We start from the raw sequence: 21918 nt of genomic DNA, 5'->3' as shown, positions 1-21918 counted from the left end.
TAGAGTTCTCCTAATTACACTGTTGCAGGAGCACCAACTGCTGATGCTTGGTGAGAATCTTCAGAAGAACCAACCGGCACTGCAGGATTAACAGGTTTTTGCCCTTTGATGGTGATAATAACGTTGTACAACATGACAATCACACCAGCCAGGAAGCAGGCACCGCCCGTGAAACGAATGATATAAAGCAGATACTTGGATTTAAGCGCCTGCACAAATGCATAAGTCATGGTGCCATCAGGCTCAACAGCACGCCACATCAGGCCTTCCATCACACCGGCAATCCACATTGAAGCGATATACAGAACCACACCAATGGTAGCGATCCAGAAGTGGGCTTCCACCAGGGATTTGCTGGCCATGGAATCACGACCCCACAAACGTGGAATCAAGTAATACAGACTGCCGAAAGTGATCATGGCAACCCAACCCAGTGCACCGGAGTGAACGTGCGCAACGGTCCATTCTGTATAGTGAGACAAAGCGTTCACGGAACGGATGGACATCATTGAACCTTCGAAGGTTGACATACCATAGAAAGACAGTGCCACCACCATGAATTTCAGGATTGGGTCTGTTCTAAGCTTATGCCAGGCACCTGACATGGTCATGATACCGTTGATCATACCGCCCCATGATGGCGCAAGCAGAATCAGGGAGAATGCCATACCCAAACTTTGAGTCCAGTCGGGAAGCGAGGTATACAGCAAGTGGTGAGGGCCGGCCCACATGTAGGTAAAGGCCAATGACCAGAAGTGAACAATTGATAAGCGGTAAGAATACACAGGACGGTTAGCCTGTTTAGGCACAAAGTAATACATCATGCCAAGGAAACTGGTTGTCAGGAAGAAACCAACCGCGTTGTGGCCATACCACCACTGAACCATTGCATCTTGTACACCCGCATAAGCAGAGTAAGACTTGAACCAGCCCCAAGGCATTTCAATATTGTTAAAAATGTGCAGAACGGCAATGGTCAGGATATATGAACCAAAGAACCAGTTTGCCACATAAATATGTTTTACCTTACGCTTGACAATTGTACCGAAGAAAACAATTGCATAAGCAACCCAGACCAATGTGATCAGGATATCAATCGGCCATTCGAGCTCGGCATATTCTTTACTGGATGTAAATCCTGCTGGCAAAGAAATGGCGGCACCGACAATAACCAGCTGCCAGCCCCAAAAAGTGAATGCAGCCAGTTTGTCTGAAAACAAACGGGTTTGACAGGTACGTTGCACGACATAGTATGACGTTGCAAACAAACCACTACCACCAAAAGCAAAAATTACCGCGTTGGTATGTAAGGGACGAAGACGTCCGTAACTTAACCAATCAACCAAATTCAGATTGGGCCAGATAAGTTGTGCGGCGATAAAAACACCGACAAACATCCCCACAATCCCCCAGATCACCGTCATAATGGCGAACTGCCGAACCACCTTGTAATTGAAGGTTTCGGCTTCACTAACAGTTGCGTTTTGAGTACGCATAGACCATCCTCTCTAAAAATTACCACTCTAGTTTTGTGTGATACCGATAAGAATCATGAAACATTTTTACAAATTCTCGGTTTGACTTGAATCAACAAGACATGAACCCAGAACAAATTATGCCCATGTCGACCCGCATTCTACCTGAACTCTTACCAAAACAAACTTTCGTGTTGCAATACAACAAAGCCGGTTATTTGACAGGAGCGTTATTCTGTATGATTTGAGTCATTATCTTGAAGAATGGATTTCCCGTTCTCTTCTGTATCATCAAACTGACCGGAAAACACCGCCCAATACAGTGCAATACCGATACCGATCACAAATAAAAATGAAACTGGAAGCAATAAAAACAAAGATTCCATTTCATTTATCCCTGGACGGCTTTCCCTGCCGCCCAATCAGGGTTAGTGATAACACCCTGAATATGGAATTTTTTATATAAACGCCATGAGTTCCAGGCTACTGCCAAGGAAGATACCAACATGGTAATGGCCGCAACCCATGGTGCCACCAGCCCGAACATGGCCAAAGGCGCCATGAGAATATGCCACGCCAAAGAACCATAGAGATTCTGGTTGGCAGTTTTTCGGGTAAGGTGTAATACGAATTCTTGTTGTTCCGGGGAAAAACTGTGATTATTAAGAAAGATTGCACGAGCGGCAGAAGACGCTGTAGGAACCGCCATGGACAATGCACAGGGGCAACTCATGACGAAAAGCGCAACCAGTACAGGCAAGGCATGTGTCCTGTCGATAAAAAGATACCAGACAATGCCACTGACGATAGCCAGAAATATTTGGGCGATCACAAACACAAAAGCGATTTTATCGGCTTTTGCCGTCATGATGCCTCGTTCCCGTTCAAGTTTGGCTGGCACACCGCCCTCGGAAAAACGGGCCGACTGTTCGGCACAAAATTCCAGATAACGGGCAGTTAGCAAAAATGCCACAAACATGGAGACGGATTCAAAATAAACCTCACCCTGCTGATGGACGGTGGCAATGACGCTGGGAATAAAAGCAGTAAGAATACCTAGTGCGACAGGCCAATCCATGTTGACGCGCATGGAATGAGTGGAAGATTTTCTAAAAACACCTTGCCAGATTGGCCATGCACAATAAAGGAGAACCGGCATGGTTAATGCAAAACTGAGCCAGTTCATAATGATAATGGCCGTATCAAGCATGGCGAGGCTTTCTGTGCCGATGTAATCACCACGAAAATAGCCGGGAAATGCAAACATCATGACCTGCATCATGACCAGCCAGGCAATACCCAAACTTGCCAGCATGTGCCGACGCTTTTGCCGCTCATGATCTGGCAGATTTTTAGGGATGGAGAAAATAGAGACGGCTTTCATAGCGTAGAATGGTACTCATATATTGTCCATATCGTCTTGATAATTATCAAGATAGTTGCAAATTACCGGCAAGCAATCAAAATCACACAACAAAAATCCAGCTTTATATGTGAAAATAGCCGGTTTTATTTTCAATAACCAGCCATTTCCATTATTTTTAAAATTCAGGTTGGTTCAGTCGAATACACCCTGCGACAGATAGCGATCACCCCGATCGCAGACGATATAAACAATTGTAGCATTCTCGGTGCGTTGTGCAACGCGCAAGGCTGCAACCAGCGCACCTGCTGAAGATATGCCACCAAAAATCCCCTCTTCAGCCGCCACGCGACGGGCCATGTTTTCGGCCTCTTCCTGACTAATCAACTCAAAGCAGTCTACCCCTTTGGGGTCATATATTTTGGGCTGATAATCTTCTGACCATTTCCGGATGCCGGGTATGGATGCCCCCGGAGCAGGTTGGGCACCCACAATTTCAATGAAAGGATTTTTTGACTTCAGATAGGAACCCGTACCCATAATGGTACCCGTTGTTCCCATTGCACTCACAAAGTGAGTGATTTGACCGTTGGTTTGCTGCCAGATTTCGGGGCCTGTACCCTCAATGTGCGCCAACGGATTGTCCGGATTGGCAAACTGATCAAGCACCAGCCCCTTACCCTCTGACTGCATGCTTAAGGCCAGATCGCGGGCATACTCCATGCCACCCTGTTCTGCCTTGGTCAAGATAAGCTCTGCCCCATAGGCTTTCATGGAAGCGCGGCGCTCCAGGGAAAGGTTATCTGGCATGATGAGTATCATTTTATAACCACGGATAGCCGCGGCCATTGCCAACGCAATGCCAGTATTGCCACTAGTGGCCTCAATAAGCGTATCACCGGGTTTGATTTGCCCCCTGGCTTCAGCACGCTTGATCATGGACAAGGCAGGACGATCCTTGACCGAGCCGGCCGGATTATTTCCCTCCAGTTTGGCCAAAATAACGTTTCCCTTGGGATCACCCAAAGCACCAGGAAGTCGTTGCAATCGCACCAGCGGCGTATTGCCGATGGTCTGTTCAATAGTAGGATAGGTATTAGTCATAGTAGTGAAATCATATACCATTTTCATTTAACCCTACTATTATTTTTCATTGCCCTTCACATTTTCCCTATGTGGCTTAATTAACTTTGGCTCTGCTGCAGAAAGAGAGCGTTTTTTTCCATTTACATTTATACTCGTGGACCGAACCGGATAAGCCTCACCAGCCACTTGCCCGCCAGATACCTCTGTTATTTCCAAACCCGCCTCGAACAGCCTGTCCGCCCTTTTTTTGCCAATGCCTTTAACCCTGAGTGACAGATCCTGGCGAGACAGGAACGGACCACCCCTTTGTCTCTCCCTGATGATATTTTCTGCCGTTTTTGGCCCGATCCCATTGACGGAAACCAGCTGCTCACGACTGGCTGAATTAAGATCTACCGCATTTGCCGCACCTGACAAAAAAAGTGACAAGAAAAAAAACCATTTCAACCAGCCTGCCTTCGATGTTTTTATTCGCTCCATGAACACCTCTTCATTTGAACATAACAAACATCATCCAATAATCCTTTATAGGCTGGCATCGTTGTGAATAAAAAAAGCCATCCGTACTTATACAGATGGCTTAGCATCATAGAGCAAGAAAAACCAATTGAAAAAATGATTATTTTGTTTTTTGACGCCAGTCTTTCACATAACGGCTGACACCGGTTTCAACATCAAGCATATCTGCAACATACCCGGCCTGTCGCAATGCGGTCAGATCGGCCTGGGTAAAACTTTGATATCGGCCCTTCAAATCATCCGGGAATGGCGTGTAGCGTATCAGGCCTGCCTGCACCAGTTCATCCAGGGATAAAGCCGCTTCACCACGCTCTTCCCTTAAGGTATTCACAACGGCCCTGGCCACATCATTGAAAGGCTGGGCACGCCCCGAACCACAGTTGAAGATTCCGGATTTTTCAGGATGATCAAGGAAATACAGGTTTACCGCCACCACATCTTCCACAGAAATGAAATCGCGACTTTGCTGTCCATCACCATAACCATCCCAGCCACCAAACAGGCGCACATGCCCCTCTTTGAGGAACTGATTCATATTGTGGAAGGCGACCGACGCCATCCTTCCCTTGTGCTGCTCGTGAGGACCATAGACATTAAAATACCTTAAACCCACCGCCTGGGCCGTCAAATTGCTCATGCGGCTTCGCAATACCTGATCAAACAGAAATTTGGAATAACCGTACACATTAAGCGGTGCTTCGTTAGCGATATTTTCAGCATACACCGGCCCTGCCCCATAAACTGCTGCTGATGATGCGTAAATAAAGGGAATTGAACGGGCTTGGGCAAAATTGAATAACTCTAGCGTGACACGATAATTGTTATCCATCATGAAATGACCATCACGTTCGGTCGTATCCGAACAGGCGCCCTGATGAATAATCGCCTTGATACGCCCCAGACTGCCCGTACTGACCAACTTGCGAAAATCATCTTTGTGAAAGTAATCGGCAATCTGGCAATCGCGCAAATTAATGAATTTATCGCCATCGGTAAGGTCATCAACCGCTACAACACGATCAATGCCCTTACGATTCAGGCCCCGCACAATATTACTGCCAATAAAGCCGGCTGCCCCGGTTACTACTATCATAACAATTCCTCCGCACTAACAATTGATGTGCCCAGTTTTCCCACCACTATACTGCCTGCCTTATTGGCCCAATAGATTGCCTGTGGCCAGTCCAGCCCCGCAGCCTTTGCCACAGCCAGGGTTGCCAGGACGGTATCTCCGGCACCTGAAACATCAAACACCTCTTGTGCCCGGGCATCCTCATGAAAACACCCCTGCTCGTTGAACAAGGTCATACCTTGTTCTGAACGGGTGATCAACAAGGCCTCCAGCGCATATTTCTTGCGCAGCAACTGGGCCAGCTCACTTAACTCTTCCTCGGAATGCCAATGCCCTATAGCCTGTTTCATCTCAGAACGATTGGGCGTAACCAGACTGGCATGACGATAGCGAGCATAATCATCACCTTTAGGGTCGACCAACACGGGAATATTGCACTCCACCGCATGAGCAATCATGGCTTCAACATGCGTTAAAGCACCCTTGGCATAATCAGAAAGCACCAGCACATCATGCTGCGCAATGAGCGCCTTGGCTTTTTCATCCAGCATTTGCAAGGCCGAAGCCTGTGGTGGATATTCAAAATCTATCCTGAGCAATTGTTGCTGCCGGCCCAGCACACGCATTTTCAGGGTGGTATGCAAACTTTGATCCTGGATAAGAAAAGGATCAATCCCGGCCTCATCAGCCAGATATTGAATTTTCCCTCCGGCCTCATCGGGACCGATGATTCCCAGCAATGATGCCTTTGCGCCCAGCGCAACAATATTTCTGGCCACGTTTGCCGCACCACCCAGCCGATCTTCACGGCGCGCCACCCGCACCACGGGTACCGGCGCTTCTGGCGAGATACGATCGACCTCGCCAAACCAGTAACGGTCAAGCATGAGATCACCAATCACCAATATTTTTTTCTGTTTAATAATTTCCAGTGGAAATGAATCCATCACATTTCTTCCTGTTTTTTCGGCTGATAAGTTTCCCACATATTACAGCCGGGACATTGCCAGTAAAACGCCCTGGCCTCAAAGCCACAAGAACTGCAACTGTAACGATCCAACCTTTGCGTATGCTTGTGAATCATTTTATGTAAAAGCGACAATTCCATATCTGGCAAAATTCGGTTTGATGCATTGGGCACCTCACCATTGGCAGTGGCTTTCAACTCAACTTCCAGGAGTTTATCCAAACCCAACAGGGAAGGATGCAGACGCAAGGATTCAGAAGCAAAATCCCAAGCCGGGGCTGCCCCTTGCTGCGCTCGCAACTCGCTGAATACAATCTTGAATAGATCCAGGGAAGGATGATTCAGATAATGACGTTTTAATAAATCAAGCCCCGTCTGCGCCTCTTGAGCTGCCTTGTAATTTTCCAGTAAATCGGCTGCAATCAATCCGGCATATTCAGGCGCATTGGCCATTACACCTTCCAGGTATTTTCTTTCAGCCAGACTATCGCCCTGTATTTTCATTAATTTTGCCCTGAGCATGGCAATCCGGACGGCGGCCGCATTGGACTTAAGTTCTCTTTGCTGCTTTAACAAGGCCTGCTCAGCCATTTTCAGCTCTTCATTGATATAGTCTAGATCAGGCTGTTTGGACTGCATGGACTGCTGCGCCAATTCACAATGATAATGAATGAGCTGCGGAATGGGCTCATCCAGAATCCGGTGCAGATGCCGGACGGCCTCAATGGCCTTGGGCCAATCATGCTCGGCCTCGTAAATGCGAATCAGTGCACGACTAGCAGGCACCGCATAATTACTATCAAGCACGGCCTTGTATGCCTGTTCGGCACGGTCAAGCATGCCCGCCTTGAAAAAATCCTGGGCAAGTTCGTGCTGCGCATGATCCCTGTCATTTTTAGGCAGATCGGCCCGTGACAGCAGACTTTGGTGAACCCTGATGGCCCGCTCTATCTCACCACGTCGACGAAACAGGTTTCCAAGGGCGAAATGAAGCTCAATGGTTTCAGTATCAAGTTTTGCCACTTCAACAAAAGCATCAATCGCCTTGTCATGATCTTCATTCAGGAGAAAATTAAGTCCCTTGAAATAAGAATCGGGCAACTGTCGTGTTTCTGACATCATTTGCCGCACATCCACGCGCGCAGCTATCCACCCTAAACCGAACAGAATAGGTATAAGTATCAGCCACCAGGCCTCATAATCCACCAAACTATAACTCCTCTAGACTTTTGTAACCGCGGTCGAATCTGACGTTTTCTCTGACTGGCTTGCCGCTGCGGAATACTTGCTGTCTTTCGTTGAATTCACATCTTTTTTAAGACGGGTAATTTCATTTTTCAGCTGACTGACCTGCCTGGTTTTTTTAATACGAACCAGAATAGCCATCAAATAAGCAAACAAGGCACCCAGGAAAAAGGTAACCAGCAAAACAACAATCAGGGGGATATTATTAACAGCCACATCAGAGAAAAACCTGACCGACACAGGCTCGGTATTTTTCAGGGCGAATAACAAAACCAGTACAAAAATAATCAGGCGCAATGCCCAAATAACATAATTCATAATTCTCTCCTCAATTCCCCAAAACAACACATTGTAATGCTAAATTGCCTTTTAAAATACTGCATATCCGCATTCAATCGTTAAGAATAAAAAAACTCCGAAGCAAAAACTTCGGAGTTTTTTTATTGAACCATGTCAAGCCAGCTTAAAGATTGGCTACCTTAACATTTTCCGATTCAAGATCTTCATGAGCTAAAGATTCTGATTTAAGCTCATTGACAGCTTTGAAGACAGAATCTACACGCTCGCGCAATTCCTTGCCAGCCTTGAAGTGCGGTACCCGTTTACCCGGCACCATCACCTGCTCGCCCGACTTGGGATTACGCCCTACTCGTGGAGCACGTAACGACAGGGAAAAACTGCCAAAACCACGGATTTCAATACGCTGCCCATTTGCCAAGGCATTAGTCAGCGCATCCAACATGGTTTTAACGGCATACTCCGCATCGCGAGCAGCAAGCTGCGGATAGCTTGCTGCCAGTGCTTCAATCAACTCTGATTTAGTCACTGTTTATTCGTCTTTAGCTTGATCAAGTTTAGCCTTCAGCAAGGCACCCAGGTTTGTCGTGCCTGAAGAAGCACTTGAATCTGTCATACGTTGCAGTGCATCTGCTGTTTCAGCATTGTCACGTGCCTTGATAGACAACTGGATTGAACGTGCTTTGCGATCCACATTCAGAATCATGGCTTCGATATTGTCGCCTTCTTTCAGAACCGCTGTTGCATCTTCCACACGACCGGTAGAGATTTCTGATGCACGCAGATAGCCCTCAACATCCAGAGACAATGTAACAACGGCACCTTTAGGCTCAACAGACTTGATAACGCCAGGTACAACCGCACCTTTATCGTTAGAAGAAACGTAGTTGTTGAATGGATCACCTTCCAGCTGTTTGATACCCAAAGAGATACGCTCTTTGTCGGTGTCGATAGCCAGAACAACCGCATCAATCTCGTCGCCTTTCTTGAAGTTGCGAACCGCTTCTTCACCAGAGTCAGTCCAGGACAGGTCAGACAAATGAACCAGACCATCGATACCGCCAGGCAAACCAATGAATACACCAAAGTCTGTGATTGACTTGATGGCACCATGAACTTTGTCGCCACGTTTGAAGTTAATGGCAAATTCTTCCCATGGGTTGGCGCGGCACTGTTTCATGCCCAGTGAAATACGACGACGATCTTCGTCGATCTCAAGAACCATGACTTCAACTTCTTCACCCAGACTGACCACTTTGCGTGGGTCAACGTTTTTGTTTGTCCAGTCCATCTCAGAAACGTGAACCAGACCTTCAATACCGGTTTCAACTTCTACGAAAGCACCGTAGTCAGTCAGGTTGGTGACTTTACCGAAAATGCGTGTGCCTTGTGGGTAACGACGTGCCAGACCCACCCAAGGATCTTCGCCCAACTGTTTGACGCCCAGTGATACACGGCTTTTCTCTTGATCAAACTTCAGAACTTTAGCTTCAACTTCCTGACCAACAGTCAGCACCTCGGATGGATGACGTACACGACGCCATGCCATATCGGTGATATGCAGCAGACCGTCAATACCACCCAAGTCAACGAACGCACCGTAATCGGTAATGTTTTTAACGATACCGGTAACCACTGCACCTTCCTGCAGGGTTTCAAGCAGTTTTTGACGCTCTTCGCCCATGTTCACTTCAAGAACTGAACGACGTGACAGAACAACGTTATTGCGTTTGCGGTCAAGTTTGATGACCTTGAATTCCATTGTTTTGCCTTCATAAGGCGTTGTGTCTTTAACAGGACGCAGGTCTACCAGAGAACCGGGCAAGAAAGCACGGATACCGTTAGTCATGACAGTCAGGCCGCCTTTGACTTTACCAGTAATGGTACCAGTAACCATTTCACCGGACTCAAGCGCTTGTTCCAGGGACAGCCATGCTGACAGACGTTTTGCACGGTCGCGGGACAGAATCGTGTCGCCGTAGCCGTTTTCGAGTGAATCGATGGCGACAGAAACGAAATCACCTTCGTTGACTTCGAGTTCGCCCTGATCGTTCAGGAATTCTTCCAGTGGGATTAAAGACTCAGATTTCAATCCGGCATTAACAACCACAAAATTGTGGTCGATACGTACAACTTCTGCTGAAATCACTTCACCTGATTTCATCTCCTGGTTTTTAACACTTGCAGCAAACAGGTCTGCAAAGCTTTCGCCACCAATAGCGTCTTGTAAAGTTACGGATGTCATTAAACTATATCCAACGGCCCTTCGGGCCTGTAAAAAAAATACACACCAGGAAATACAACTTCCCCGGTGGAGTGAATGATACCTTTCATGCGGGTAAAAATTTGCACCCCTTACATGAAAGCCCTCAATAAGGTAAAACCAACACTGGCTTTACCACCATTACTTACCGCACTGCCAATAAACGCTTATGCGTTTACTTCAGACCAGTAAGCCAATACTTTTGCTACCGATTCCTCTATGGACAACCTTGAGGAATCAAGAATTATTGCGTCTTCGGCTGGTACCAACGGCGCATGACTTCGATTCATATCCCGCTCGTCCCGCGCTTTCAGATCTTCCAACAAGGCCACTAGGTTAGCAGAAATTCCTTTTTCGATCAACTGCTTATAACGTCTTTGTGCCCTTTCATTGACATCTGCAATCAAAAAAATCTTTAATTTTGCATCAGGAAAAATGACAGTTCCCATATCACGGCCGTCAGCAACCAGGCCCGGCGCTTTCCTGAACGCCAGCTGACGCTCAAACAGGGCCTGCCGCAACAAAGGATATGTGGCAATCCGGGAGGCCAGCGCACCCACTTCTTCCCCACGCAAAACATCACTGACATCGTCGTTATCGAGCAACACCTGCTGCCCCTCGAAGCGGACATTGAGGTTGCGCGCCACCTCGGCAATCTCGGCCTCATTGTCAGGCTGAATGTTTTTTCTCAATACCGCCAGTGCACTTAATCGATACAGCATGCCAGAATCAAGCTGATGCCAGCCCAAGGTTTTGGCCACAATCCCGGCCAACGTCCCCTTGCCTGAAGCACTGGGACCATCAATCGCAATAACCGGCGGCAAGCTTGTGTTATTCATGCCTGATTACCTCACAAGTGTCTTATAAACATCAAAATAAGCGGGAAAAGTCTTGGCGACACAATCAGGATCAAGAATACGCAAGCCCACCGGACCAAAAACAGCCAGGGAAAAACACATGGCCATGCGATGATCATCATAAGTTTCGATGTCCGCCGTTTTCCATTCAGATGACAAGGGCGGCACAATCCTTAACCAATCAGGCCCCGATGTTACCGTCGCCCCCACTTTGACCAGCTCTTTGTGCATGGCGTCAATCCGGTCGGTTTCCTTGACCCGCCAACTACCTATATTGCGCAGCATACACGGCCCATCGGCATATAACGCCAATACGGCAGCGGTCATGGCCGCATCGGGGATCAGATTAAAATCCTCATCAAACGCCTTCAATTTTGCACCCTGAGTCAAGTCGGGTCCAGTCACTTCCAGCCAGTTATCGCCAAACTTGATGGTTCCGCCCATGGCCTGAATGGTTTCAGCAAACCGGATGTCCCCCTGAATACTGTTTTCACCCACCCCATTGATACGCACGGGACCTTTGCCCACCAGACCCAAAGCCATAAAATAAGATGCCGAGGAAGCATCCCCTTCAATTTCCACCTGGCCAGGACTTTTATAAACCGCACTGCGGGTAATGGTAAAACGCGACCAGCCCTGTTGCTGCACTACCACACCAAAACGGGCCATCATGTTCAGGGTAATCTGGATGTAAGGCTTTGAAATAAGCTCTCCTTCGACCTCCAGAACAACATCCTGATCCGTTTTTTGGGCTATCAAGGGGGCGACCAGCAACAAAGCCGTCAGAAACTGGCTGGAAACCGACCCCTGGACCTTGACTGCCCCATGAATACTCAGGTTTCCGGATGAAATTTTAAGTGGCGGATAGCCTTCATTCTGCTCGCAGATTATATGGGCCCCCATGGCGCGCAGGGCATCAACAAGGTCACCAATGGGACGCTCATGCATACGGGCCACACCATGCAAACGATAATTGCCACCCGACACGGCCAAGGCCGCCGTTAAGGGACGAAAAGCCGTCCCTGCATTACCTAAAAATATTTCCGCCTGCTTAATGGGGAAGTTACCCACCCCCTCAATGGTAACCGTTTCCTGATCATGCCGCTCTACCGGGACACCCAACACTTCAAGCGCTTTCAACATGACGCTTGTATCATCGGAATCAAGTAACCCCGTGAGCCGCGTTGGGCCGATCGCCAGCGCGGCCAACAAAAGCACCCGATTGGATATACTTTTTGAGCCAGGCAGATTAATCTCACCACTGGCTGTTGATACCGCGCTCAAATCAATAAATGGTGTCCGCATTACTTGTTTTCTCCCCATTTTTTTCGGGCCAAGGAGGCCTGCTCCAGCCATGCATGCAAGCCTTGCGCATCACTGTTTTCTATCATTTGCCGAGTTTTTTCAAGAGCCGGCATAAATTCATCAATTTCCTTCAACATGGCTTCCTTGTTACTGATAAAGATATCCCGCCACATTTCCGGCGATCCGCCCGCAATCCTTGTAAAATCACGAAAACCCGTACCCGCCAGGGCCAAAGCCATCCCTGATGAGTCGGAACGACTTACCAGGGACATATAAAGCGCAGACAGGTAATGCGGAAAATGACTGACCGCAGCAAAGATTCGATCGTGCTCGGTAGCATTGATTTCACGCACCACCGCACCACAGGCCTGCCAGCATTGCCTGACCTGCTTAAGGTCATCGCTGGCGTTCTCGGGCAATGGGGTTAGAATGACATTGCGATTCCAATACAGCAAAGGATCCGCAGCAGCCGGGCCCGACTCATCAGAACCCGCAATAGGATGACCGGGAATGAACTGGCGAATCCGCTCCCCCAGCGATTGACGCGCATCGTTAATGACCTGAACTTTGGTACTGCAGGCATCCGTCACGATTGCGGTCGGCTTGAGCAACGGCCCAATGGTTTCACAAATTCTGCCCAGCACCGAGGCAGGCGTGGAGATCAATATGAAATCTGACTCTTTAGCCGCCTCTTCAAGGGTTGCAATACGATCGATCAAACCCAGCTGCAGCGCCCTCTCGAGGCTGGCCTGGTCTCGACCCACTCCCAGCACGCAGCCCACATGACCGCCATTTTTAAGCGCCTTGGCAAAAGAACCACCTATAAGGCCCACTCCAACCACGCTGACCACGGGTATAAGAAACGAATGTGCCGATACGGCCAACGTGTCATTCACGGACATACTAGATCCTTATTGCAGAGGATAAGATCCGAGAATTTTGAAGAAAGCGGATTTCTTTTCAAGCTCAGCCAGTGCCTTGGCAACATTTTCGTCATCGCGATGGCCCAGGATATCAACATAAAAATAATATTCCCATTGACCGGTACGGGCCGGACGAGACTCAAAACGGGTCATCGAAACACCATTCTGGACAAAAGGACTGAGCAAATCATAAACGGCACCAATCCGGTTTGGCACGGCAAAAATAAGACTTGTCTGATCTTTGCCACTTGGCAGGGCATCCAGATGACCAATGGCCAGAAAACGGGTTTTATTATTGGGATCATCCTGAATGCCGGCCGCCACAATCGGCAGATTCCAGACAAGCGCTGCCGCTTCACCGGCAATAGCAGCAACAGTATCGTCCTGGGCAGCATGCTTTGCCGCCTCTGAGTTGCTGGCCGCCGGCACCCTTTCCAGATTAGGATAATGTTGCTGCAACCAATTATGGCATTGCGCCAATGCCTGCGGATGCCCCATGATGACTTTTACCTTGTCCATGCTTGCACCCTGCGTCATCAGGCAATGCCGAATGGCGATAATACGCTCCCCGTGCACTTTCAGGGTCGTGGACAATAATAAATCCTGTGTCCGGTTAACTGCCCCTTCCGTCGAGTTTTCAACCGGCACCATACCTACATCAGCCTGACCGGCCTCAACGGCACGAAACACTTCATCAAAGGAAGGACACGGCAATTTCTGTATCGCATGTCCATAATACTCGAAGGCCGCCTGTTCGGAAAATGAACCTTTAGGCCCAAGGTAAGCCACTGTCAGACCACGTTCGAGTCCACGACAGGCTGAAATGATTTCAGCCCACACGGCATGCACGGACTCACGGGGAAAAACCCCCCGCTCATTAAGATCCTGCAAACGACGGATGATTTGAGCTTCTCGCTCGGGTTTGAGCACTGGACCATCTGCCTGAAACTCATGCTTTACTTTACCCACATCGATAGCCGCCTGAGCCCGTTGATTCAAAAGATTCAGTATTTCATGATCAATGGCATCTATTCGCTCACGCAGCGGCTTTAGTTTTTCCTGCAGCAGTTTATCCATGTTTGCGTTCAAATTCTTTAAGGTAATCGACAAGGGCCAGCACCCCCTCTATTGGCATCGCATTATAAATGGAAGCCCGCATGCCACCCACGGATTTATGGCCTTTCAGGTTCAACAAGTGCTCTTTTTGTGCCCCTTCAAGGAAAGCCGCATTCAGGCCGTCATCACGCAAGGTAAATGGCACATTCATGCGCGAACGGTATTCAGGCTGAATCGGATTACGATAAAAATCGCTGCTGTCCAGCTGGCTATACAACACTTTAGCCTTGTTGATGTTTTCAGATTCGATCGCAGCCAAACCACCTTTTGCCAGTAACCATTTAAAAACCAACCCTGCAATATAAATGGCATAAGTGGGCGGTGTGTTAAAGCGTGAGCGCTCACGGGCCACGTTGACATAATCAAAGGCACTTGGGCAATAAGGCAAGGCATGACCAAGTAAATCGCGATGCAGAACCACCACCGTTACACCTGCAGGCCCTGCATTTTTTTGCGCACCGGCATAAACCATGCCGGTTTTCCTTATGTCCAGTGGACGTGACAGGAAATGGGATGAGGCATCGACCACCAATGGAACCGACCCGGCTCCCAAGGCATCCATATTGGGCAAAGCACCAATCTCGACCCCACCAATGGTTTCATTGCTGCAAAAATGCAAATATGAGGAATCAGAATTGACTTTCCACTCGTCGAAAGTCGGCACCCATGTCCAGGGCGCGTACTCATGCCCATTGATTTCCCGGGCCTGATGACTTTGCGCGGCAATGCGTACCGTACCGTAGCGGGTAGCCTCTTTGTATGATTTGGCAGACCAGATCCCGGTCAGGACATAATCGGCAGAGTGCGAAACATTTCTGGCAATCAGGTTCATGGGCAAAATTGCATTTTCAGCCGTTGCCCCACCCTGCATAAACATCACCGCGTAATCCTCGGGGATATCCATCAAGGTCCGCAGATCGGCTTCGGCCTCGTCACAAATTTGCGTAAATTCAGGCCCACGATGACTCATTTCCATGACTGACTGACCACTACCGTGCCAATCAAGCATTTCCTCGGCAGCCTGTTGCAAAACCTCACGAGGAAGCTTGGAAGGTCCTGCTGAAAAATTCCAATATTGCTTATTCATACCCGCTTTCACTTATTCATCTGTTGAAGATTGAGAATCGTCCTGCCCGGAAACCTCGCCTGATCCATCTTCGGGTGCACCGGAAGTGGTATCCGAAGCAACCTCATCGCTTTCGCCATCACCATCCACATCACTCTCAACAACCCGACGAACCCCAGACAACAGGCTTCCGTCATCGACGTTAATGAGGGTAACACCCTGTGTGGCCCGACCCATTTCCCTGATTTCAGATACCCGGGTGCGAACCAGGACGCCTCCCGTTGTAATGAGCATAATCTCATCATCGGGCTCAACCAGGACAGCCCCCACCACCTTGCCATTACGGGCACTGGTCTGAATGGCAATCATGCCTTTGGTACCGCGGCCATGGCGGGTATATTCCGTAATGGACGTGCGTTTTCCAAAGCCGTTCTCAGTGGCGGTCAGTACACTTTGCGTTTCATCACCGGCGACCAGCAGGGAAATCACACTTTGCCCGTCTTCCAGACTCATGCCGCGGACACCTCGCGCCGTACGACCCATGGGCCGCACATCATTTTCATCAAAACGAACGGCCTTGCCCGCATCGGAAAACAGCATGATGTCGTGCTCACCATCGGTAAGATCGGCACCGATCAGATGGTCCCCCTCATCGAGGGCCACCGCAATAATACCAGCCTTGCGAGGATTGGAAAAATCGGACAAAGGCGTCTTCTTGACTGTGCCACGCAAGGTTGCCATAAAGACGTAACGGTCTTCAACAAAAGCCTTGACCGGCAGAATAACCGTGATTTTCTCGCCATCCACCAAGGGGAACATATTGACAATAGGACGTCCGCGTGAACCCCGGGTGCCTTGGGGCACTTCCCAGACTTTCAGCCAATAGACGCGACCATGGTCGGAAAAACACAACAGGTAGTCGTGCGTATTGGCAATAAACAACTGATCGATCCAGTCATCTTCTTTCATGGCCGTTGCCTGCTTGCCCCTGCCACCGCGTTTTTGGGCACGGTATTCGGACAGGGGCTGGCTTTTGATATAACCACTATTTGACAGAGTTACAACCATATCGGCAGGTGTAATCAGGTCCTCAGTATCGAGCTCAGTGGCGTTGGCTTCGATGACCGAACGACGCACATCTTTAACATTGGTTGAGAATTCTGTCTTGATGAGTGTCAGTTCATCGGCAATGATGGCAGTAATACGCTCGGGCTTGGAGAGAATATCCAGCAGATCGGAAATGGTTTCCATGATCTCTTTATATTCATTGACGATCTTATCCTGCTCAAGCCCGGTCAGGCGTTGCAGGCGCATGTTCAGAATTTCCTGTGCCTGCACATCGCTTAGGCGATACAAGCCGTCGGCCTGCAGACCGAACACAGCCGCCAGGCCTTCAGGACGATACGCGGCGCTGCCACCCAGAACACCGCCATTATCGGCATCGGCACGGGCCAGCATTTCGCGTACCAGGGAAGAGTCCCAGGTGCGGGCCATCAATTCCTGACGGGCCACCGGTGGCGTGGGCGCAGCCTTAATAATGGCGATAAAATCATCGATATTGGCCAAAGCCACCGCCAGACCTTCCAACACATGACCACGTTCACGGGCTTTACGCAACTGGTACACGGTGCGGCGCGTGACCACCTCACGGCGATGCTGAAGGAAATAATCAACCAACTGTTTAAGATTCAGCAACCGGGGCTGACCTTCCACCAAGGCCACCAGGTTCATGCCGAACGTATCCTGCAACTGGGTATGCTTATACAGGTTATTCAGAACCACCTCGGGCACTTCGCCGCGTTTAAGTTCAATGACCAGACGCATCCCGTCTTTGTCGGACTCATCGCGAATATCAGCAATACCCTCAATTTTTTTCTCGTTCACCAGGTCAGCGATACGTTCTTGCAAGGTCTTTTTATTAACCTGATAGGGCAGTTCGTCAACAATGATGGCCTGACGATTGCCCCTTTCCATATCTTCAAAATGCGTTTTGGCGCGCATGACCACACGCCCACGTCCGGTCCGGTAACCTTCCCTGACTCCTGACATGCCATAAATAATACCGCCAGTAGGGAAGTCGGGGGCTGGAATCAGCTCCATCAACTCATCGATACTGCAGTCCGGATTACGCAGACAAAACAGACACCCGTCAACCACTTCGGACAGGTTATGGGGAGGAATATTGGTGGCCATACCAACCGCAATGCCCGAACTGCCGTTAACCAGCAGATTGGGTAACCGGGAAGGCAACAGGAGCGGCTCTTGTTCACTGCCGTCATAGTTGGGGCCGAAATCAACCGTTTCCTGATCGATGTCGGCCAGCAATTCGTGAGCAATCCTGGCAAGACGGATTTCCGTGTAACGCATGGCCGCGGCACTATCGCCGTCGACAGAGCCAAAGTTACCCTGCCCATCGACCAGCATGTAACGCAGCGAGAAGTCCTGGGCCATACGCACGATGGTATCGTATACCGCCTGATCGCCATGAGGATGATATTTACCGATAACATCACCAACAATACGTGCGGATTTTTTATAAGCCCTGTTCCAGTCATTATTGAGTTCATGCATGGCAAAAAGCACACGCCGGTGAACAGGCTTGAGACCGTCCCTGACATCTGGCAAGGCACGACCGACAATCACACTCATCGCGTAGTCGAGATAACTACGACGCATTTCTTCTTCCAATGAAATTGGAAGCGTCTCCTTGGCAAAGGAATCCATATTACTCACAAATTTTTATCTGGTTGGGCAAAAACACTAAAATGTCTCTACCAATAATGAAAAAGCCAATTTGGGCGAAATGTTGATTCTAACATTTATAGTGCATGGACAAACATCAATCCGTTGGCTTAAAAAGATTTTATTCAGGAGCATCCCCCTTTATTTTCGACCAATTCCTTTAAGTTTTAGGTTTCGAGTTCATCTTTAAATACTTAAAGATTTCAACGTTTTTCACCGCACCTACACATTTTACTGCTTGTTGCTCAAATCCAACAAAATTTGCATATAAACGACAGATTTGAAAAGATCCTTTAAAAATGTTGGGCTTACGCTCTACAAGCCACGGGAAAATCGCGTAAGATCTGTTCAAGAACACGGGAAAATCTAGCTTAACCCTTTGAATGAACTTTCAAGCGTTGCTATACTGACCCTGATTTCCAATCATGCGGCGGGTTTCGCTGCGAGTCATTTTTTAGCTTTCAAGCTCAACGAGGAGAAACATGAATAAGCCCTCTAAATTCGCATTAGCATTCGCCGTGGTTGCTGCCGCAACTTCTGGCGTCGCATCAGCGCAAACTGTCGACAATTGGGTAAACCCATACGGTCTGGTTTGGATGAACGGCACAAATGAACATTGCTGGCGTGACAACTTCTGGACACCTGCAACAGCAGCTCAAGGCTGCGGTGCACCACAAGCACGCGACATCGTTGCCCAGAAAGTAACGCTCAACGCTGACACATTCTTTGATTTTGACAAATCAACCCTGAAACCTGAAGGCCGTAACATTCTGGACCAGGTTGCCCAACAGGCAAAACAACTTAACCTTGAATCAGTTATTGCTGTTGGTTATACCGACTCTATCGGTACTGCACAATACAACCAAGGTCTGTCAGAGCGCCGTGCAGCCACTGTTAAAAACTACCTGATCTCTCAAGGCATTCCTGCCGACCAGATCATCGCTTCCGGCCGCGGTGAAAACGACCCAATCGCTTCCAACGCAACTCGCGAAGGTCGTGCTAAAAACCGTCGCGTAGAAATCGAAATCATCGGTACTCCACGCAACTAAGCGCAGGAAATTTATTTTTTCCTACAGTAAAAAGCCCCCTATTGGGGGCTTTTTACTATCCGCCTTCAGGACAGTCTTTCCTGGCCTATGATAAACTTGAATCCTTACTGTTTACACCCCGATTATTTTCAGGTTTCAAGAATAAGGCCCTATGAATACTCCCACCATCACTTCCGATCCCATCAACGCAGACCCGGCTGAACTGGAAAAATTCAGCGCCCTGGCATCCAAATGGTGGGATCCTACCAGTGAATTCAAACCCTTACACGCCATTAATCCACTCAGGCTCGAATGGATTCAGTCACTGGCTGGCTCCCTGACTGACAAAACAATTATCGATGTAGGCTGTGGCGGTGGCATTCTTTCCGAAAGCATGGCAGCAGCCGGTGCCAAAGTTACCGGTATAGACCTTGCCCAAAAGTCACTGACTGTTGCAAAGTTGCACGGACTGGAATCCGGGATAAAAGTAGAATACCTTAAAGTGGCGGTTGAACAAATCGCCCAGGAACGCACGGCACAATACGATGTGGTCACCTGCATGGAAATGCTTGAGCATGTTCCCGATCCTGCCTCCATCGTCAATGCCTGTGCAAAATTGGTTAAACCCGGTGGTTGGGTGTTTTTCTCCACACTCAACCGAAACATGAAATCTTTCATGTATGCCATCATAGGAGCCGAGTACATTATGAACCTGCTTCCCAAAGGAACGCATAACTATGGCAGCTTCATCAAACCCAGTGAGCTGGTTTCCTGTGCACGTCGTGCGAAGCTTGATTTAATCTGCATGAAAGGACTTGAATACAATCCTTTAACTGCGAAATATAAACTCAGTAACGATACTTCGGTCAATTATTTGATAGCGACTCGTAAATGCGAAGAATAGTTTTCTTTGATTTTGATGGCACGCTGGTTGATAGCGCCCCAGACCTTGCGCATGCAGCTAATTTACAACGCATTCGCAAAGGATTGCCCGCACTGGAATATGCAGCCTTAAGACCTTATGCCTCACAAGGCGCCAGAGGGCTGCTTGGGGCAGCTCTGAACCTGCAACCCGGACACACGGAATACGAAATGGTTCGCCAGCAATTTTTACAAGACTATAAAAACTGCATGACGACCAACAGTCGGCTCTTTACCGGCATTACCGAATTGCTGGACAAGATAGAACAAAACAATATAGGTTGGGGTATTGTCACCAATAAGGCGAAGGATCTATCTTTTCCCCTGTTCGACCATTTCCAGCTAACTACCCGCAGCGTTGCCAATGTATGCGGAGACACCACGCCTTACGCCAAACCACATCCCGCACCTTTACTCCACGCTGCCCAGCTGGCCAACAGCCTGCCCGAACACTGCATTTATGTCGGTGACGATGAACGGGACATCATCGCTGGAAAAGCGGCCAATATGGCCACCATTGCCGTTTCCTATGGATACTGTAACAATACAGACAAGATACATGACTGGCAGGCCGATATGATAGTAGACAAAGTCAATGAGCTGTGGGATGCCATTACTCACCTGATTCAAAAAAATGAGGTTGGAAATGATTAATTCCCGGCATTTGACATCCTTACGATTATTACTGGCGTCTTCCACACTGCTTTCCGGCTGCGTCCTGAATCCTGGCCCCGGCAGCCTGAATGTGGATCCCGATGGAAAGCCCACTTCCATCTTTTTCGGGCGTACGGCACTATCACCCAGCAACTGGGACACAATCACCAAATCCATTAAAGACTCGGACAAAGAGTCATTAGGTGTTGAAGTAAACCGCGTGCACGATGGCAGCCTTAGAATTATTTTGCCGGCCAACAACTCATTTCGCTCTGGCAAAACCAACATCAACCGAAAAATGTTCCCTATTCTGGATAAAATTGTTACAGAACTTAAACAAACCCAGAACCTGCGCATTAAGGTCGTTGGACATACCGACTCTCAAGGAGACGAAATTAACAACCAGGCCCTGTCCGTACAAAGAGCCTCTGCGGTTGCCCATTACTTAATTAAAAAAGGGGTGAAAAGCGTCCGGATTGACATCGAAGGCAGAGGTTCCATCGACCCACTCATGAGCAATGACACCACCTACGGCAGAGCCGTAAACCGCCGCATTGAACTGTATTTGTACGAATTAAGATAGATCCCATATACCGGGGGTTACCTCCCCCAATATTTCATAAGCTTGACCAAAAAAACCACCCTTCATGGGCCTTCAGCCAAAAGAAAAAAATCGCATCCTGAAAATGGAAAAGGGAGCCGAAGCTCCCTTCCAATCCGTTCTGTTGCCAAGTGGATCAGGCTCCTAGCGGCCAAATTAGGCGGCTAATGCGTAACTTTCGTCATTTGCATTTAAGAGTTTTGCTTGATTTACGGTCATCGCCTACCGGCTGCCAGTCTTCCTATCTTTCCCTGTCGAAACCTTGGCGTCCCCATCAACAAGATACTCTATTGCAAATATCCTGTTGGTGGAGACGGCGGGACTCGAACCCGCGTCCAGAAAACCTTCAGTTAACCAGATATACAGCTTGAGTAGAATAATAACACAAAAACAAAATAAATCCACACTCAAAGAAGCA

At 48.6% G+C, this 21918-nt stretch carries 21 protein-coding genes and 1 other RNA gene; 4 read left to right on the top strand and 18 right to left on the bottom strand.

What is annotated here, in order from left to right; all coding sequences use genetic code 11:
• Positions 1 to 14 precede the first annotated feature (14 nt).
• From ccoN to gyrA, 17 genes are all read right to left on the bottom strand, one after another.
• The gene (gene ccoN / locus HCX92_RS06925; RefSeq protein ID WP_169294199.1) at positions 15 to 1496 is read right to left on the bottom strand and encodes a cytochrome-c oxidase, cbb3-type subunit I; all 1482 of its coding nucleotides are present in this window, start codon (positions 1494 to 1496) and stop codon (positions 15 to 17) included.
• A 209-nt stretch (positions 1497 to 1705) separates the two neighbouring features.
• Positions 1706 to 1861 carry a cbb3-type cytochrome oxidase assembly protein CcoS gene (ccoS, locus tag HCX92_RS06920; protein ID WP_169294198.1) on the bottom strand — a complete coding sequence of 52 codons (156 nt, stop codon included), beginning with the start codon at positions 1859 to 1861 and terminating at the stop codon, positions 1706 to 1708.
• A gap of 5 nt (positions 1862 to 1866) precedes the next feature.
• On the bottom strand, positions 1867 to 2859 hold the full coding sequence (locus HCX92_RS06915; protein ID WP_169294197.1) for a hypothetical protein: 993 nt from the start codon (positions 2857 to 2859) through the stop codon (positions 1867 to 1869).
• Between the two features lie 174 nt (positions 2860 to 3033).
• Positions 3034 to 3942, bottom strand: a complete 909-nt coding sequence (gene cysM, locus HCX92_RS06910) for a cysteine synthase CysM (RefSeq protein ID WP_169294196.1) — start codon at positions 3940 to 3942, stop codon at positions 3034 to 3036.
• Between the two features lie 39 nt (positions 3943 to 3981).
• Positions 3982 to 4404, bottom strand: coding sequence for a helix-hairpin-helix domain-containing protein (locus HCX92_RS06905; RefSeq protein ID WP_169294195.1), 423 nt, complete (start codon positions 4402 to 4404; stop codon positions 3982 to 3984).
• 139 nt (positions 4405 to 4543) lie between these two features.
• A complete protein-coding gene (rfaD, locus tag HCX92_RS06900) occupies positions 4544 to 5536 on the bottom strand; it encodes an ADP-glyceromanno-heptose 6-epimerase (RefSeq protein ID WP_169294194.1) in 993 nt (330 codons plus the stop codon).
• Entirely contained in the window at positions 5533 to 6462 is a 930-nt protein-coding gene (gene rfaE1, locus HCX92_RS06895; protein ID WP_169294193.1) for a D-glycero-beta-D-manno-heptose-7-phosphate kinase, read from the bottom strand. The genes rfaD and rfaE1 overlap by 4 nt, the downstream gene beginning before the upstream one ends.
• Positions 6462 to 7688, bottom strand: coding sequence for a lipopolysaccharide assembly protein LapB (gene lapB, locus HCX92_RS06890; protein WP_169294286.1), 1227 nt, complete (start codon positions 7686 to 7688; stop codon positions 6462 to 6464). Before lapB ends, rfaE1 begins: the two co-directional genes overlap by 1 nt.
• Before the next feature lie 15 nt (positions 7689 to 7703).
• Positions 7704 to 8045, bottom strand: coding sequence for a lipopolysaccharide assembly LapA domain-containing protein (locus HCX92_RS06885; RefSeq protein ID WP_169294192.1), 342 nt, complete (start codon positions 8043 to 8045; stop codon positions 7704 to 7706).
• A gap of 145 nt (positions 8046 to 8190) precedes the next feature.
• A complete protein-coding gene (locus HCX92_RS06880) occupies positions 8191 to 8553 on the bottom strand; it encodes an integration host factor subunit beta (RefSeq protein ID WP_169294191.1) in 363 nt (120 codons plus the stop codon).
• A 3-nt stretch (positions 8554 to 8556) separates the two neighbouring features.
• Positions 8557 to 10269 carry a 30S ribosomal protein S1 gene (gene rpsA / locus HCX92_RS06875; RefSeq protein ID WP_169294190.1) on the bottom strand — a complete coding sequence of 571 codons (1713 nt, stop codon included), beginning with the start codon at positions 10267 to 10269 and terminating at the stop codon, positions 8557 to 8559.
• Positions 10270 to 10454: 185 nt separating this feature from the next.
• Positions 10455 to 11126: a (d)CMP kinase gene (gene cmk, locus HCX92_RS06870; protein ID WP_169294189.1), complete on the bottom strand. Its 672-nt coding sequence runs from the start codon at positions 11124 to 11126 to the stop codon at positions 10455 to 10457.
• Positions 11127 to 11132: 6 nt separating this feature from the next.
• Positions 11133 to 12449 (bottom strand): 3-phosphoshikimate 1-carboxyvinyltransferase, encoded by a 1317-nt coding sequence (aroA, locus tag HCX92_RS06865; protein ID WP_169294188.1) that lies wholly within the window; start codon positions 12447 to 12449, stop codon positions 11133 to 11135.
• On the bottom strand, positions 12449 to 13351 hold the full coding sequence (locus HCX92_RS06860) for a prephenate dehydrogenase/arogenate dehydrogenase family protein (protein WP_169294187.1): 903 nt from the start codon (positions 13349 to 13351) through the stop codon (positions 12449 to 12451). The genes aroA and HCX92_RS06860 overlap by 1 nt, the downstream gene beginning before the upstream one ends.
• A 9-nt stretch (positions 13352 to 13360) precedes the next feature.
• The gene (pheA, locus tag HCX92_RS06855; protein ID WP_169294186.1) at positions 13361 to 14449 is read right to left on the bottom strand and encodes a prephenate dehydratase; all 1089 of its coding nucleotides are present in this window, start codon (positions 14447 to 14449) and stop codon (positions 13361 to 13363) included.
• Positions 14442 to 15575: a 3-phosphoserine/phosphohydroxythreonine transaminase gene (gene serC / locus HCX92_RS06850; RefSeq protein ID WP_169294185.1), complete on the bottom strand. Its 1134-nt coding sequence runs from the start codon at positions 15573 to 15575 to the stop codon at positions 14442 to 14444. Before serC ends, pheA begins: the two co-directional genes overlap by 8 nt.
• 12 nt (positions 15576 to 15587) lie before the next feature.
• A complete protein-coding gene (gyrA, locus tag HCX92_RS06845; RefSeq protein WP_169294285.1) occupies positions 15588 to 18278 on the bottom strand; it encodes a DNA gyrase subunit A in 2691 nt (896 codons plus the stop codon).
• 500 nt (positions 18279 to 18778) lie between these two features.
• Between gyrA and ompA the strand changes: the two genes are divergently transcribed.
• The 4 genes from ompA to HCX92_RS06825 all read left to right on the top strand — a co-directional run bounded on the left by ompA (position 18779) and on the right by HCX92_RS06825 (position 21482).
• Positions 18779 to 19345 carry an outer membrane protein OmpA gene (gene ompA, locus HCX92_RS06840; protein ID WP_169294184.1) on the top strand — a complete coding sequence of 189 codons (567 nt, stop codon included), beginning with the start codon at positions 18779 to 18781 and terminating at the stop codon, positions 19343 to 19345.
• A gap of 151 nt (positions 19346 to 19496) precedes the next feature.
• A complete protein-coding gene (gene ubiG, locus HCX92_RS06835; RefSeq protein WP_169294183.1) occupies positions 19497 to 20228 on the top strand; it encodes a bifunctional 2-polyprenyl-6-hydroxyphenol methylase/3-demethylubiquinol 3-O-methyltransferase UbiG in 732 nt (243 codons plus the stop codon).
• Positions 20216 to 20899, top strand: a complete 684-nt coding sequence (locus tag HCX92_RS06830) for an HAD-IA family hydrolase (RefSeq protein WP_169294182.1) — start codon at positions 20216 to 20218, stop codon at positions 20897 to 20899. Before ubiG ends, HCX92_RS06830 begins: the two co-directional genes overlap by 13 nt.
• Positions 20892 to 21482, top strand: coding sequence for an OmpA family protein (locus tag HCX92_RS06825; RefSeq protein ID WP_169294181.1), 591 nt, complete (start codon positions 20892 to 20894; stop codon positions 21480 to 21482). The genes HCX92_RS06830 and HCX92_RS06825 overlap by 8 nt, the downstream gene beginning before the upstream one ends.
• A gap of 105 nt (positions 21483 to 21587) precedes the next feature.
• Here HCX92_RS06825 and ssrA read toward each other — a convergent pair.
• Positions 21588 to 21918, bottom strand: a transfer-messenger RNA (tmRNA) gene (ssrA, locus tag HCX92_RS06820).

The organism is Advenella sp. EE-W14 (assembly GCF_012923605.1).
Classification (GTDB): Bacteria; Pseudomonadota; Gammaproteobacteria; order Burkholderiales; family Burkholderiaceae_B; genus Advenella; species Advenella alkanexedens.
This window is presented reverse-complemented; position numbering and strand designations above follow the sequence as displayed.

Excerpts from the sequence above, each read along its gene's own strand:
- serC (WP_169294185.1), bottom strand. The coding sequence starts at position 15,575 with ATGAATAAGCAATATTGGAATTTTTCAGCAGGACCTTCCAAGCTTCCT.
- pheA (WP_169294186.1), bottom strand. The coding sequence starts at position 14,449 with ATGGATAAACTGCTGCAGGAAAAACTAAAGCCGCTGCGTGAGCGAATA.
- aroA (WP_169294188.1), bottom strand. The coding sequence starts at position 12,449 with ATGCGGACACCATTTATTGATTTGAGCGCGGTATCAACAGCCAGTGGT.
- HCX92_RS06915 (WP_169294197.1), bottom strand. The coding sequence starts at position 2,859 with ATGAAAGCCGTCTCTATTTTCTCCATCCCTAAAAATCTGCCAGATCAT.
- HCX92_RS06860 (WP_169294187.1), bottom strand. The coding sequence starts at position 13,351 with ATGTCCGTGAATGACACGTTGGCCGTATCGGCACATTCGTTTCTTATA.
- cysM (WP_169294196.1), bottom strand. The coding sequence starts at position 3,942 with ATGACTAATACCTATCCTACTATTGAACAGACCATCGGCAATACGCCG.
- rpsA (WP_169294190.1), bottom strand. The coding sequence starts at position 10,269 with ATGACATCCGTAACTTTACAAGACGCTATTGGTGGCGAAAGCTTTGCA.
- ompA (WP_169294184.1), top strand. The coding sequence starts at position 18,779 with ATGAATAAGCCCTCTAAATTCGCATTAGCATTCGCCGTGGTTGCTGCC.
- rfaE1 (WP_169294193.1), bottom strand. The coding sequence starts at position 6,462 with ATGGATTCATTTCCACTGGAAATTATTAAACAGAAAAAAATATTGGTG.
- rfaD (WP_169294194.1), bottom strand. The coding sequence starts at position 5,536 with ATGATAGTAGTAACCGGGGCAGCCGGCTTTATTGGCAGTAATATTGTG.
- HCX92_RS06885 (WP_169294192.1), bottom strand. The coding sequence starts at position 8,045 with ATGAATTATGTTATTTGGGCATTGCGCCTGATTATTTTTGTACTGGTT.
- HCX92_RS06905 (WP_169294195.1), bottom strand. The coding sequence starts at position 4,404 with ATGGAGCGAATAAAAACATCGAAGGCAGGCTGGTTGAAATGGTTTTTT.
- ubiG (WP_169294183.1), top strand. The coding sequence starts at position 19,497 with ATGAATACTCCCACCATCACTTCCGATCCCATCAACGCAGACCCGGCT.
- cmk (WP_169294189.1), bottom strand. The coding sequence starts at position 11,126 with ATGAATAACACAAGCTTGCCGCCGGTTATTGCGATTGATGGTCCCAGT.
- ccoS (WP_169294198.1), bottom strand. The coding sequence starts at position 1,861 with ATGGAATCTTTGTTTTTATTGCTTCCAGTTTCATTTTTATTTGTGATC.
- HCX92_RS06830 (WP_169294182.1), top strand. The coding sequence starts at position 20,216 with ATGCGAAGAATAGTTTTCTTTGATTTTGATGGCACGCTGGTTGATAGC.
- ccoN (WP_169294199.1), bottom strand. The coding sequence starts at position 1,496 with ATGCGTACTCAAAACGCAACTGTTAGTGAAGCCGAAACCTTCAATTAC.
- gyrA (WP_169294285.1), bottom strand. The coding sequence starts at position 18,278 with ATGGATTCCTTTGCCAAGGAGACGCTTCCAATTTCATTGGAAGAAGAA.
- HCX92_RS06825 (WP_169294181.1), top strand. The coding sequence starts at position 20,892 with ATGATTAATTCCCGGCATTTGACATCCTTACGATTATTACTGGCGTCT.